At 60.5% G+C, this 13,544-nt stretch carries 12 protein-coding genes; 5 read left to right on the top strand and 7 right to left on the bottom strand.

The window, feature by feature from the left end:
• The first annotated feature begins 47 nt into the window (after positions 1 to 47).
• Entirely contained in the window at positions 48 to 1,001 is a 954-nt protein-coding gene (locus ACQY7U_RS19195) for a LysR family transcriptional regulator (RefSeq protein ID WP_428647916.1), read from the top strand.
• A 48-nt stretch (positions 1,002 to 1,049) separates the two neighbouring features.
• Here the strand turns inward: ACQY7U_RS19195 and ACQY7U_RS19190 are convergent, their stop codons facing one another.
• Positions 1,050 to 2,561 carry a malonate--CoA ligase gene (locus ACQY7U_RS19190; RefSeq protein ID WP_428647913.1) on the bottom strand — a complete coding sequence of 504 codons (1,512 nt, stop codon included), beginning with the start codon at positions 2,559 to 2,561 and terminating at the stop codon, positions 1,050 to 1,052.
• Between the two features lie 265 nt (positions 2,562 to 2,826).
• Here ACQY7U_RS19190 and trhA point away from each other — a divergent pair, with 265 nt between their 5' ends.
• Entirely contained in the window at positions 2,827 to 3,480 is a 654-nt protein-coding gene (gene trhA, locus ACQY7U_RS19185) for a PAQR family membrane homeostasis protein TrhA (RefSeq protein WP_428647911.1), read from the top strand.
• A gap of 73 nt (positions 3,481 to 3,553) precedes the next feature.
• Here the strand turns inward: trhA and ACQY7U_RS19180 are convergent, their stop codons facing one another.
• Entirely contained in the window at positions 3,554 to 4,291 is a 738-nt protein-coding gene (locus ACQY7U_RS19180; RefSeq protein WP_428647908.1) for a L,D-transpeptidase, read from the bottom strand.
• A 147-nt stretch (positions 4,292 to 4,438) separates the two neighbouring features.
• On the opposite strand from ACQY7U_RS19180, the gene ACQY7U_RS19175 reads away from it, so the two are divergent.
• The gene (locus ACQY7U_RS19175) at positions 4,439 to 5,506 is read left to right on the top strand and encodes a dipeptidase (protein ID WP_428647905.1); all 1,068 of its coding nucleotides are present in this window, start codon (positions 4,439 to 4,441) and stop codon (positions 5,504 to 5,506) included.
• Positions 5,507 to 5,909: 403 nt separating this feature from the next.
• Positions 5,910 to 6,677 carry a GntR family transcriptional regulator gene (locus ACQY7U_RS19170; RefSeq protein ID WP_428647903.1) on the top strand — a complete coding sequence of 256 codons (768 nt, stop codon included), beginning with the start codon at positions 5,910 to 5,912 and terminating at the stop codon, positions 6,675 to 6,677.
• Between the two features lie 124 nt (positions 6,678 to 6,801).
• On the opposite strand, the gene ACQY7U_RS19165 is transcribed toward ACQY7U_RS19170, so the two are convergent.
• From ACQY7U_RS19165 to ACQY7U_RS19145, 5 genes are all read right to left on the bottom strand, one after another.
• A complete protein-coding gene (locus ACQY7U_RS19165; RefSeq protein WP_428647901.1) occupies positions 6,802 to 8,424 on the bottom strand; it encodes an ABC transporter ATP-binding protein in 1,623 nt (540 codons plus the stop codon).
• Between the two features lie 13 nt (positions 8,425 to 8,437).
• A complete protein-coding gene (locus ACQY7U_RS19160) occupies positions 8,438 to 9,562 on the bottom strand; it encodes an ABC transporter permease subunit (RefSeq protein WP_428647898.1) in 1,125 nt (374 codons plus the stop codon).
• Between the two features lie 14 nt (positions 9,563 to 9,576).
• Positions 9,577 to 10,500, bottom strand: coding sequence for an oligopeptide ABC transporter permease OppB (gene oppB, locus ACQY7U_RS19155; RefSeq protein ID WP_428647895.1), 924 nt, complete (start codon positions 10,498 to 10,500; stop codon positions 9,577 to 9,579).
• Positions 10,501 to 10,602: 102 nt separating this feature from the next.
• Positions 10,603 to 12,189, bottom strand: coding sequence for a peptide ABC transporter substrate-binding protein (locus ACQY7U_RS19150; protein ID WP_428647893.1), 1,587 nt, complete (start codon positions 12,187 to 12,189; stop codon positions 10,603 to 10,605).
• 221 nt (positions 12,190 to 12,410) lie between these two features.
• Positions 12,411 to 12,953: a BA14K family protein gene (locus tag ACQY7U_RS19145; RefSeq protein ID WP_428647890.1), complete on the bottom strand. Its 543-nt coding sequence runs from the start codon at positions 12,951 to 12,953 to the stop codon at positions 12,411 to 12,413.
• A gap of 207 nt (positions 12,954 to 13,160) precedes the next feature.
• Here ACQY7U_RS19145 and ACQY7U_RS19140 point away from each other — a divergent pair.
• On the top strand, positions 13,161 to 13,544 hold a 384-nt coding region (locus tag ACQY7U_RS19140; protein ID WP_428647887.1), incomplete at its 3' end, for an ATP-binding cassette domain-containing protein.

Below are 13,544 nucleotides of genomic sequence, written 5' to 3'. Positions count from 1 at the left end.
AATGAAATTCTTAGTTTTCATCTCATTCATGAAATCAATTCACGCACATGATCCCGCGCCTGGCCATGCATCACCTGACCCTACTGTCCGCGCTCGCCGAGACGGGCAGCATGACGGTGTCCGCCGCCCGCCTCGGCGTCACCCAGTCGGCAGCTTCGCACCGCTTGCGGGAAGCGGAGCGGCGGATCGGTGTGCCGTTGGTCCAGCGTGTCGAGGCGGGCTTTGAACTGACACCGGCGGGCGAACGGCTGCGGCATCTGGGCGACAGCTTCCTGGCGGAGCTGTTCCACCTGGAACAGGAGCTGGAGGAAACGGCCCGGCAGTCCAAGAAGCTTGTGCGCCTCGGCCAGGCAACCTACAGCCGTTATCACTGGTTCCCCGCGTTCCTCGATTTCCTGGAAACAGCCGATCCCGGTCTTTCCGTCGATCTTTCAGGACGGGCCACGGCCCATCCGCTGGCATCGCTGCTCGACGGATCGGTCGACGTTTCCCTGATTTTCGGACGGGAACCCGTTTCGGCGCGCTTCAAGGCCACCCGGCTCGGCACGGATCCGATCGTGGCGGCCCTTTCAAAGAACCATCCCCTCGCCGGAGAGCCGGTCGTCAACAGCCTGAACATGGGGGACGAGCGCTTCTTCATCTATCCCCTGACCGCCGAACCCGGTTTCGACTGGACCACCCTGCTCGGCACGCCTTCCAAGCCGTTCCGGCGGCTCACGTCCATGCCGACACCGGAAGCGGTAATCGACCTGATCCGGGCCAACTTCGGCGTCGCCATCTTCAGCAAGTGGGCCATCGAGCCCGAACTGGCCGACGGCACGCTCATTTGTCGCCCGATCAGCGAAGAAGGCGAGACCATGGACTGGTGGTGCGTGCGGCGGGCGTCCGATCCCCCGGACAGCCCTTCAGAACGGCTGGCACGCGCGTTCGAAGCCTGGAGCCTTCAGACCGACCGTGCACTGGCAACCCTGGCTTTCGGAACGCGAACGTCCGGGGCATGAAATATTTTACCGGACCGGTATCAGGCGTCAGGCGTCAGGCGTCAGGCGTCAGGAAAAATCTCCCTTGAACTGATCCCTGAGCACGTTCTTCTGGATCTTGCCCATGGTGTTGCGCGGCAGAGCCTCCAGCACGTGAACCTTCTTGGGCTGCTTGAACTTCGCCAGCCTGTCCCTGATCGGCGCCAGAACGGTGTCCTCGTCCAGCACGGAGTCGGGCTTGGCGGCCAGCACGGCCACGACCGCTTCACCAAAGTCGGGATGCGGGACGCCGATGACGGCGCTTTCCGCAACACCCGGCAATTCGTCCAGAAGCGCCTCGACCTCGGCCGGATAGACGTTGAAGCCTCCGGAGATGATCAGGTCCTTGGAGCGGCCGACAATGGAGACATAACCGTCCTCATCGATCCGGCCCATGTCGCCAGTAATGAAATAGCCGTCGACGCGGAACTCCTGGGACGTCTTTTCCGGCATGCGCCAGTATCCCTGAAAGACATTCGGGCCCTTGATCTCGATGATACCGACTTCGCCCGGGGACACTTCCCGCCCCGTTTTCGGATCGGCGATGCGCAGGCCGACGCCTGGCAAGGGAAAGCCGACGGTGCCGGGACGCCGGTCACCGTCGTAGGGGTTTGAGGTGTTCATGTTTGTTTCGGTCATGCCGTAGCGTTCCAGGATGGCATGGCCCGTGCGGTCAAGGAACGCCCTGTGCACTTCCGCGGAAAGCGGCGCTGAGCCGGAGATGAACAGGCGGAAGTGCCCGACGAGGTCCTTCGTGAAGGCCTCCGAAGCGAGCAGTCGCGTGTAGAAGGTCGGAACGCCCATCATCGCCGTCGCACGCGGTAACAGGGCGAGCACCTGATCCAGGTCGAATTTAGGCAGGAACAGCATGGAGCCCCCCGCCATCATCAGACAGTTGGTGGCAACGAAGAGGCCGTGGGTGTGAAAGATCGGCAAGGCATGCAGAAGAACGTCGTCCTCGGTGAAACGCCAGACTTTCACCATGGTCTGTGAATTGGAGGCCAGATTGCCATGGCTGAGCATCGCTCCCTTGGACCGCCCGGTCGTGCCGGAGGTGTAAAGGATGGCGGCAAGATCTTCGTCCTCCCGTGCCACGGTCGTGAAATCTTCCGGCATGGTGTCCGCCAGATCCCGCAACGTGCCCTCCCCCCTGGCGTTCAGGGTCTGAAGGCGGGCGCCCTCCTTTTGCGCCGTTCCCGCCAGCGCATCCGCCTTTTGCGGGTCGCAGACGAAAACAGCCGGCTCCGCATCCCCGACGAAATAGGCGACCTCGGCGGGCGTATAGGCAGTGTTCAGCGGCAGGAACACGGCACCGGCCCGGATCGTGCCGAGGTAAACCATCAGCGCATCCGGGGTCTTTTCAACCTGTACCGCCACCCGGTCGCCGGGCTTGACGCCGAGTTTCTGCAAGGCCCCGGCATATTGCGCAGACCGGGCGAGCACGTCCCGATAGGTCAGCTTGCTCCCTTCCGGCGTTTCCAGAAACACCTTGCCCGGTTCCGGAATAAAAGCGGTCAATGCGTCGAAGAGATGGTTGCTCATCAAGGAAATCCGGTCTGGTGGGCGAATACAGGGTATGATTTCAAAACTGGGAAGTCTTTTAAAGCAAGTCTTCGCAGCAAGGGCAAGGGAAGGACAAATACAGATGCCAGCAGCAAAGAAACGGTGTCAGGTCTTCGCAATAGACTGACCTGAAGGATCGGGATGACGGTCCTTCCCGCTGCCTTTTTTTCAGGAAAGCTCCTGTTCAGGTTTCTGACGTATTTTTGAGTTGGAACGGAAAACCTACCGGGGCAGGTTTGTACCCATGCAAAAGGTCAGAACGCTCACGCTGGCGGAATTCATCGCAGACGGCGCCATCCATGTCATCGGCATCTGCCTCGGGATGACCGCAACCATCGTGCTGGCGGTTACCCTCTGGAATGCCGGCGATCCGGCGCGCCAGGTCTCCGTTATGATCTACGCAGCCTGTCTGATGGCGATGCTGATCTGCTCCGCGCTCTACAACATGTTTGCCAGAGATCACAAATCGGGGCTGCTGCGCCGGCTGGATCACGCCGCCATCTTCCTGATGATCGCCGGAACCTATACGCCGCTTGCCGCCATGATCATCGGCGGCTGGACCGGCGGCATCCTGCTCGCCGTCGTTTGGACAGGCGCCCTGACCGGCGCGATCGTCAAGCTGGCGCATCTGACCGGCCTTGACCGGGTGACGGTCCCGATCTGCCTCGGCCTCGGCTGGATCGTGGTCTTCGCGGCCGATCCCCTTTTGGAAAAGGCATCTGCCTTCGGGTTCGCCATGATCCTGGCCGGCGGCCTGCTCTATACCATCGGCACCGTGTTCTACGCCTGGAAACGCCTGCCGTTCCAGAATGCCATCTGGCATGCCTTCGTGCTGGCCGCGGCGATCTGCCATTTCGGCGCGGTCTTTCACGACGTGGCGCTGGCCCGGAGTTTCTAGCGACTGGACCGCAGACCGCCGCACGAGCGACTTGCCGCCTCCCGTGTGTTTTTGCGATTGCCGCCGGGGCCTCTCAGGCCTCCGCTTCCGGATCCTTGCTCAGAACGATCACCTTGGTTCTGAGCGGCACGCGGTTGAACAGGTCGATGACGTCCTGCTGCCACATGCGGATGCATCCCGAAGACGCATTCGTGCCGATGGAGCTCGGCTTGTTGGTGCCATGGATACGGTAAAGCGTGTCCGTGGCTCCCTGCCACAGGTCCATGGCGCGCGCGCCAAGCGGGTTCTTCAGTCCCGCCGGATAGCCCTTTTCCCAATAACGGGCCAGGGACGGCTTGCGGGCGATCATCTCCTGCGGAGGCCGCCAGATCGGATGCTCGCGCTTGACGCGGATCAGCGCTTCGCCAGACCAGGCGAACCCGGCCTTGCCGACGCCGATGCCGTAGCGCAGCGCCTTCCTGTTGCCGAGCGTCCAGTAGAGAAACTTGTTGTAGGGATCGACGATGACGGTGCCCGGCCGCTGACGCGTTTTGTAGTCGACCACCTGGCGCCAGTATTTTCGGTCGAAGGCCTTGTAGTTGATGGCCGGCCACGTGTAGTCGCCATCCGGCAATGCCGCATAGGCGGTGGCGTAGTCGAACTCCTCGTCGGGCAGGTCTGCCTGGTCCGGCAGTCCGACGAGGCCGGCGGACTGGCAGCCGGCCAGGGAAGCCGCACCCAGCATCAGGCCACCGGTCAGAAACAAACGGCGATCGAACTTCAATTCCTCCCGGAAAGGAGCCTGTTCGTTCTGCGAAGAAAGGCGCTTCATGGATCCTCCTGAATAACAGGATCTTTCTGAGACAGCTTTTCAACAGTTGCAAGTCCCATTCGGCGAATGTGTCTTACAATCTTCCGTCAAATTCTTAAGTTAGGTCGCGACCCCACCTGAGACGGCATCTTCGTTCAAGGACTTCCCGTGCAAAACGCCCCTGTAAAATCCCCCTTCCCCGTCTTCGACGGTCACAACGACACGCTTCTGAAACTTGAAATCGACAGGATCAAGGGCAGCGAGCGCAGCTTTTTCGAACGCTCCACGACCGGGCATATCGATATGGTCAGGGCAAAGGAAGGTGGCTTTGCCGGTGGCCTGTTTGCCATGTTCGTGCCGTCAAATCCCGACCAGGACTTCACCAAGGCCTTTAATCCGAACGACCCGGTGAATTTCCAGCCCGTGCCGCAGAAACAGGCATTCGACTTCACCATGAGGCTGGTCGAACGCGCCGAACGGCTGGAAGCGGAGTCCGAAGGCAGCGTCGTCATCTGCCACACACCGGAAGAGAACCAGGCGGCCATCGACGCGGACAAGCTTGCCGTCAGCCTTCACATCGAAGGCGCGGAAGCGATCGACACGCAGTTCTATGCCCTGGAAGAGTTTTACAAGCGCGGCCTGCGCTCTCTCGGCCTTGTCTGGAGCCGGGAAAACGCCTTCGGCTTCGGCGTGCCGATGAGCCACCCCGCCTCTCCCGATGTCGGCCCCGGTCTGACCGGCGCCGGCCGGGATCTGGTCAGGGCCTGCAACCAGCTTGGCATCCTGCTCGACGTGTCCCACCTGAACGAAAAAGGCTTCTGGGACCTTGCCCGGATCACCGACCGGCCAATCGTCGCCAGCCACTCGAACGTCCATTCCATCTGCGCGAACAGCCGAAACCTGACAGACAAGCAACTCGACGCGATCAAGGAGAGCGGCGGTCTCGTCGGCATCAATTTCCATGTCTCTTTCCTTCGGCCCGACGGATCCCACGCTCAGGACACGGCGCTTGATGTCATCGCGGATCATGCGGCCTACCTGCTGGACCGTCTCGGTGAGGACCGCGTCGCGCTCGGTTCGGATTTCGATGGTTGCGCGGTGCCGAAAGACCTCGGCGATGTCACCGGGCTCGGACGCCTGATGGAAACACTCGACGCAAGGGGCTTCTCCGCCGAGGTCATCGAAAAGATCGCTTCCAAGAACTGGATATCCGCGCTTCGCGAATCAGCTGCCTGACCCTTGCAGTGCCACGCTGGCTGAATTTGCCGGTTTGACGCGCCCCGTCCTTTCGCCGGCCGCGCGGGCTCGCGAAATTGTTACTGAATTGATATATAACTCGATTGCAAGGGAAATCGTTCGCTGCAACTATGCTTGATTGTTAATTCTTTCAGCCGCTTAACTACCAATGCGGCACAGTAATCAATTGCGTAATGCATACAACGTCTATAAATGACGTAGAGACGCATACAAGTACCAATGCCGGGTACTGGCAGCTGACGATTTGGCACCCCCCATCAACCGCACTCCGCGGCAGCAGATAATTGGATGGCAAACTCCATATTCAGCCCAAGCCCTTGACCCGGCAGCAACCTTGTCAGGTGTTGACATTAATACTCGATGCCATGAGGGGGGCAACGACGTGAATGTACACCCTACCGCGAACACCGTTTCGCAGGTGAAAACGGCTGAAGGCCAAAGGCGGCCACGCAAGTCCGAAGCTGTCTATCAGGATCTGAAACGGATGATCCTGACGGGACAGTTGACGTCGGACAGCCCGATCACCGAACAGGCACTCGCGCAAGACTATGGCTGCTCCCAGGGCACGATCCGCGAAGCCTTGATGCTTCTGCAGGAGTACGGGCTGGTCGTCCGCCAGGGCTACCAGGGAACTTTTGTCACCGATCCGACCCCGCTGGAAGCACAGCTCATGCTGAAGCTGCGCGTCGACATCGAGACGACAGGCATTGTTGAAACGGTCAAGCACGTAACACCGAAGGATCTTGAGGAGCTTCGCGATCTTGATCTCCAATTTGAAGGCTATCGGGCCAAACGTGACGTCTTTGGCTGCGCGGAAACCGACCGGGCGTTGCATCTGAGGCTTTTCCAGGTGGCCCGAATGCCGGCACTGGAACCAATTCTGCTGCGCACTTCCATGATGCTGCAAAGGGTCATGATGCCTGGCCCCCGCTCCGAAAGCGCCTGGACCAAGCCCAATGTGACGCATCACAGCGAGATTTTCGACGCCCTTGAAGCCGGCGACGAGGCCCTTGCCGTGAGCACATTGAAGGCGCACATCCTGTCGAGCGCCATCCTGCTTGCTCCGCAATTCTACGGCACAGATCTGCGCCGCTTGCAACAGGAGTTCAACCTGCCCCCCGTTCAGGTGGTCAACGCGGCCGGGCGCTGACGTTTCCTTTCTTTGCCCTCAAACGGCTTGAGCCCCTGCCGACTTTCGACAGCAGGGGCCCAAAGGATCTTCCGCAATGGTCCGGCCAGTTCGGTGCCGGCCCTACGGGGCCGGCGGGCCATCTTCAGGCGGTTTCCATCATGTGTTGCTGCGTCAGCATCGCCGCGCCGATCAGCTCCTTCGTATAGTCGCACTTCGGCGCCTCGAAAATCGCGTCGGCGGTTCCCGCCTCCACGACCTTGCCACGCTGCATGACCATCACCGTGTCGGACAGAGCCCTTACAACGGCCAGATCGTGACTGATGAAGAGATAGGTCAGATCGTGCGCCTTCTGCAGATCCCTGAGCAGTTCGACAACCTGTTTCTGGATCGTGCGGTCCAGCGCGGACGTCGGCTCGTCCAGCACCACCAGCTCCGGTTTCAGCACCATGGTGCGCGCGATCGCGATGCGCTGGCGCTGGCCGCCGGAAAACTCGTGCGGGTAGCGGTTGCGCATGATGGGATCAAGAGACACTTCCTCAAGCGCCTGACAGGCCCGTTTGTCCCTGTCCCGGGCATTGAGGGAGGGTTCGTGTACCAGCAGCCCTTCGGAAATGATCTGGCCGACGGTCATGCGAGGGCTCAGGGATCCGAACGGGTCCTGGAAGATGAGCTGCATGTCCTTGCGCAGGGCGCGCATCGCCGCACGGTCCTTGCCCGAAATCTGCTGCCCCTGGAAGACGACCCGTCCGGTGGCGGGCAGCAGGTTCAGAACCGCCCGGCCGAGCGTCGACTTGCCCGAACCGCTTTCGCCGACGATGCCGAGGGTCTGGCCCTTGCGCAGGGAGAAGCTGATATCGTCCACGGCCCGGAGGATATGCTTGGGCTGCAGGAAACCGGTTTCAAGGTGAAATTCCACCGCAACCTTCTGGGCTTCCAGCAGCACCGGTGCGCTTTCAGGAACCGGCGGTTTGTGACCGACCGGCTCCGCATCCAGCAGCATTCTGGTGTAGGGATGTGCCGGCTGGGTGAAGATCTTGCCGGTCTCGCCGCTTTCCACCACTTCACCGGTCTTCATCACATAGACCCGGTCGGCGATGCGGCGCACGATGCCGAGATCGTGGGTGATGAAGATCACCGCCATGCCGATCCGCTTCTGAAGGTCCGCCAGCAGGTCCAGGATCTGCGCCTGGGTGGTCACGTCCAGCGCCGTGGTCGGTTCGTCCGCGATCAGCACGTCCGGATCATTGGCAAGCGCCATGGCGATCATGACACGCTGACGCTGCCCGCCGGAGAGTTCATACGGATAGGATTTGATCTTGCGCTCGGGCTCGGGAATGTTCACGAGCTTCAGGAGATCGAGCGCCTTGGCGCGCGCCGCCTTCCAGGATAGCCCGCCATGAACGACCATCGGTTCGGCAAGCTGGCGCCCCATCGTGTAAAGCGGGTCGAGCGAGGTCATCGGTTCCTGGAAGATCATGGTGATCTTCTTGCCGCGGACCTCGTTCAGCTTCCGGACCGACAGGCCGAGAATATTGCGGTTCTCGTAGGTCACCTCGCCGCGGGTGCGTCCGTTGGAGGCAAGCAGCCCCATGGCCGCCATCATGGTCTGGCTCTTGCCGGACCCGCTTTCACCGACGATCGCGACGGTTTCCCCGGCGTTGACGTGAATGTCGACGCCCTTGACCGCATTGACCGTTCCGGTTGCGGTCTCGAAGTCGACGACCAGATCCTTGATGGAGAGGACCGCCTTGTTGGTTTTTGTCATCTTGTTCCCCTCCTTACCGGTCTTTCGGGTCCAGCGCATCGCGCAGACCGTCGCCGATAAAGTTCAGCGCAAACAGCGTCGATGTCAGGAAAATGGACGGGAAGATGAGCATCCAGGCGGCGCCCTGCAGATTACGGGCGCCTTCGGAAATCAGAACGCCCCAACTGGTCATCGGCTCCTGGATGCCGAGCCCCAGGAAGGACAGGAAGCTTTCCAGAAGGATCACCTTGGGCACCAGCAGGGTCATGTAGACCACTACCGGTCCGAGCGTGTTGGGAATGACGTGCCGGCGGACGATGCCCCGGTCCGAAACGCCCATGGCTTCGGCAGCCTGCACATACTCCTGGCGCTTGATGGAGAGCGTCTGCCCCCGCACGATACGCGCCATGTCGAGCCATTCCACGGCGCCGACGGCAATGAACATCAGGATGAAGTTCCTGCCGAAGAACACCACCAGCATGATGACGAAGAAGATGAAGGGCAGCGAATAGAGAATGTCGACCACCCGCATCATCATCTGGTCGATCCGCCCCCCGAGATATCCGGAGGTGGCCCCGTACAGCACGCCGATAGAGATCGCGACGAATGTGGCCAGCAACCCGATGGTGAGCGACACGCGGCCCGCGATGAAGGTCCGGGTCATCATGTCCCGGCCATTGGCGTCGGTGCCGAAATAGAAGTGCATGTAATTGACATCGGCCTTGAGGGTGGCAGACTTCTTGTCCTCCGAAAAGTCGATCAATTCGGCGTTCCTGAACAGGTCGCTGCGGTCGATATAGCGCACGGAGCGCGGGTCGATTTCCCGGCGCGAGCTGATCCTGGCGACCACCGTGTCGCCCTCCCGCTCATAGCTGTCGACGCTCACCCTTGCCCGTTTGGCGGCCGACATGAAGGCCGGTTCCACCTGTTCGGCACGCGGATAGGCCTCAAGGCTCGCCGGGACCTTGACGTAGTCGCGGTAGACGGTGTCGTAGTGGTGGGACGACAGGATTGGCCCGAAGATGGAAATCAGGGCGATTACCACAAGCACGATCATGCTGGCGACGGCGGCCCGGTTTGCGAGGAGCCTGTCGCGGGCATCGTCCCAGAGGGAACGCCCCTTCGCGGCAGGTTCGTTATGCGTCAGTGTAACGGTCACGGATCAGGCTCCCCTCAATCGTAGCGCACGCGCGGATCGAGCAGCGCATACAGCAGATCCACGATGAGGTTGAACAGAATGACAAAACAGGCGACGACCACGACGGTTCCCATTACCAGGGTGTAGTCGCGGTTGAGGGCGCCCTGCACGAAATAGCGGCCGATGCCCGGAATGCCGAAAATGGTTTCGATCACCACCGAGCCGGTCAGGAGCGCGGCAGCGGCCGGCCCGAGATAGGAGACCACCGGCAGGATCGCGCCGCGCAATGCGTGCACGACCACGATCATGTAGCTGGTCAGCCCGTAGGCTCTCGCGGTGCGTACGTGATTGGAGCGCATGGCCTCGATCATCGAGCCGCGCGTCAGACGCGCCACCACTGCCACCTGCGGCAGGGCCAGCGTAACCACCGGCAGGATGACGTTGACGAAGGCGCCGCCGTTCCAGCCGCCGACCGGCAGCCAGCCCAGCCAGACACCCAGGAGCAGGGTCAGGATGGGAGCGACCACGAAGTTCGGAATGGTGACGCCCAGAGTGGCGGCGGCCATGACGGTGTAATCCGTGGTCTTGTTCTGGCGCAGCGCCGCGATGACGCCGAGCGTTCCGCCGACGACCAGCGCCAGGCACAGGGCGGACAGACCGAGCTGGATCGAGATCGGCAGGCTCTGTGCGAACAATTCGTTGATGGAGAAGTCCCGGAAATAGAAACTCGGACCGAAATCCAGGCGAGCCACGCTCTGCAGATAGAGCAGATACTGGTTCCAGAGCGGCTCGTTGAGGTGATAGATCTTGTTCAGGTTCTCCATCACCTTGGCCTCCAGCGGGCGTTCCAGGTCGAACGGTCCACCAGGCGCGATGCGGATCAGGAAGAAGGAAATTGTAACAATCAGAAAGAGAGTCGGGATTGCACCGAGCAATCGACCGAGCACGTAGCGGTGCATAGGCTTGGTCCCTATCGCTTGCCGGCGGTCTTGAAGTCGACTTGATCGATGCCGCCATGCAAGAACCGGCAGGGAAGCCCTGCCGGTCTCGTTGTTGTCAGGTTATTCGGAGATGCTCATCCAGCGGCTCGGATGGATGTTGAGGAGGTTGTCCTCAAACCCGGCGACCTTGTCGGAAACAAGGTTCATGGAGCCGTAGTACATCATCGGAATGAACGGCAGGTCCCGCATGAAGAGCACTTCGGCCTTCTTCAGGATTTCCGCGCGCTTTTCCAGATCGACCGTCACGGCAGCTTCGTCCATGAGGGCATCGTATTCCGGATTGTTGTAACGCGCATAGTTGAAGCCGTCATTGTCGCTCTCGACCATGAACAGGAAGTTCTGCGGGTCGGAATAGTCGCCGATCCAGCCGGCACGGGCGATGTCGAAGTCCTGACGATCGCGAAGCATCGCATAATGCGTCTTCGTGTCGGTGTTGATCAGGGAGATTTCGACACCGAGCGGCTTCCACATGTCGGCAATCGCGACAGCCGTGTTCTTGTGGTTTTCGGAGGTGTTGTAATTGATGGTCAGCTTGACCGGATTGTCAGGACCGTAACCCGCTTTCTTGAGCAGCTCGGCGGCTTTTTCCTCGCGGTCGATCTGGGACATGTCCTTGTAGTCGGCGAAAGCCGGCTCGCCGTAGTTGCCGATGCCCGGCGGAACGAAGGAGTAGCCGGCAACCATGGTGGAGCCCCAGATCTCGTCGGCCAGGAACTCGCGGTCGATCGCCATGGACAGGGCCTGGCGGACGTCCGGGTTGTTCAGCACTTCATCTTCGTGGTTCAGCGCGTAGTAGTAGGTGCCGAGGTAGGGAGCCACATGGAACTGGTCACCAAGGTTTTCGCGCATGAAAGCGACCTGTTCGGTCGGCGCGTCGTTGTTGGTGTGCAGTTCACCGGCCTGGAACCGGCGGAGCGCGGCGCCGCGGTCTTCCGTCGGATAGAAGAAGACGGTGTCGATATTGACGTTGTCGGCGTCATGGAAATGCGGGTTCTTGACCGCTTTCACATGAGCGTTCGGAATGAATTCGGCCAGGGTATAGACGCCGTTGGTGACGATGTTCTCCGCCTTCACGAAGTCGGAGCCGTGTTTATCGACGGACGCCGGATGCACCGGCAAGCCGGTCTGGTGCGCCAGAAGGTCGATGAAATAGGGTGTCGGAGCTTCCAGGCTGATTTCGAGCGTAAGGTCGTCCACCGCCTTCACACCCAGTTCTTCCGGCTTCTTTTCGCCCTTGTTGACGGCTTCCGCGTTCTGGATCGGATAGAGAACGTTGGCGTATTTGGCACCCGTTTCCGGGGTCATGATACGGCGCAGCGAATAGACGAAGTCGCCGGCAACGACCGGATCGCCGTTGGACCACTTGGCGTTATCGCGCAGCGAGAAGGTGTAGGTCTTGCCGTCGTCGGAGACCGTCCACTCCTTGGCAACGCCCGGAATGATCTGGCCGGCGGCGCTGTAGGCAACCAGGCCTTCATAGAGGTCGCGCAGAATGTGCGCCTCATAGGTTGTGGAGGTCTTGTGCTGGTCCAGGGTTTCCGGGTCGGCGGTGTTGCCGCGGTGGTAGACCGTTTCGGCCGTCGCGGCCAGAGATGTAGCAGCCATCAAAGCAGCCGCAAGCGCTGTCACGCGCATGGACTTGAACATATCGTTCTCTCCCCTTCGTGAGTTATAGTTGCAAAAGAAACGATGGGCACAAGATTCCACGCTCCTTCCGTTCAATCAAGCATCCCCCAACGGCATATTCCAAGCCAAGTTGCAAATAGGCGATGTTTTTGCCGATTTGATGAATTGAACGGAATTATTTTCCCGATTTTTACTATCCGGTCAAACAAACCTTTGTCCGGATGGGAAATTAAATTTCAAAGCTAGCGGCAAAATCGATATTTTCCGCTGTAAGCCAGATACATCCCCGTGTTCGGATTGAAAGATCTGAATTTCCGCGAACAATAGGCCACCCATTGCCGTGTGAAAGGGGCCAGTCCCGTCTTGGTATAGGGAACACGCTGCGGTTGTCCGTAGTAGCGGCGCGGGGCGACATAGGGGCGCGGAGCCACATAGACGCGGGACCTGTACGGGTAAGCGCGCATGTCGTAGGGATGATAATAATAGGGAGCGCCGTAAGGCCGGTAAGGCGGGCCGGAAAAGCCGTATGGACCGTAGATGCCGACCGGTCCGCCGTAGAAGAAGCCGCCCCGGTAACCGCGATATCCCCCGGTGCCGAAGGAAAAACCGATTCCGCTGCCGCCGATCCAGATACCGTCCGCCCGCGCTTGCTCAGGCTTGCCGAATGCACTCAAACCGAAGACCGATACCGCCAGCACTATCGCTGCGGCACATGTCCTGAGCGCTTTCCCGCCGCGCGCCGGACCGTTCAAGTTCCGGCCAATCCAGGTGTTCCAATGTGGCATGTGCAACCTCCTCGCGGCTCGCTCAGCCGCATTTCAGGTGATCCGCCCCTGTCCACGCCCGAAGATCTTAACCGATCTTTAACGGAAAATCTCGGCAGGCCTTATCAAAAATGCACGCCTGCCCGCGTTCCTTGCTTGCGCGGGTCCGGTCCGGTCAGTAAACCGGGCGCCGATCCGTGAAACCGACAGCAGCATACAAAGACCCCCATGGCCCCGCCCCTTCTGATCCTTCGTGACATTCACCTGACCTTCGGCGGCACCCCGCTTCTGACCGGCGCGGAGCTTTCCGTTTCCGAGGGCGACCGCATCTGTCTTGTCGGACGGAACGGATCGGGCAAGTCCACACTCCTGAAAATTGCTGCAGGCATGGTCGAAATGGACCATGGCGAACGGTTCTTCCAGCCCGGCCGCACCGTGCGCTATCTGCCGCAGGATCCCGATCTTTCCGCCTATGCCTCGACACTCGATTACGTCAACGAAGGTCTGACGGAAGGCGACGACCCCTATCGCGGCGCCTATCTTCTGGAAGTTCTGGGGCTCACCGGCAAGGAAGACACGAAGTCGCTGTCCGGCGGCGAGGCCCGCCGCGCG

The organism is Roseibium sp., from assembly GCF_050301095.1.
In the GTDB taxonomy this organism is placed as follows: domain Bacteria; phylum Pseudomonadota; class Alphaproteobacteria; order Rhizobiales; family Stappiaceae; genus Roseibium.
Note: the sequence above shows the minus strand (reverse complement) of the source record. Positions and strands in the feature narration are given on the sequence as shown.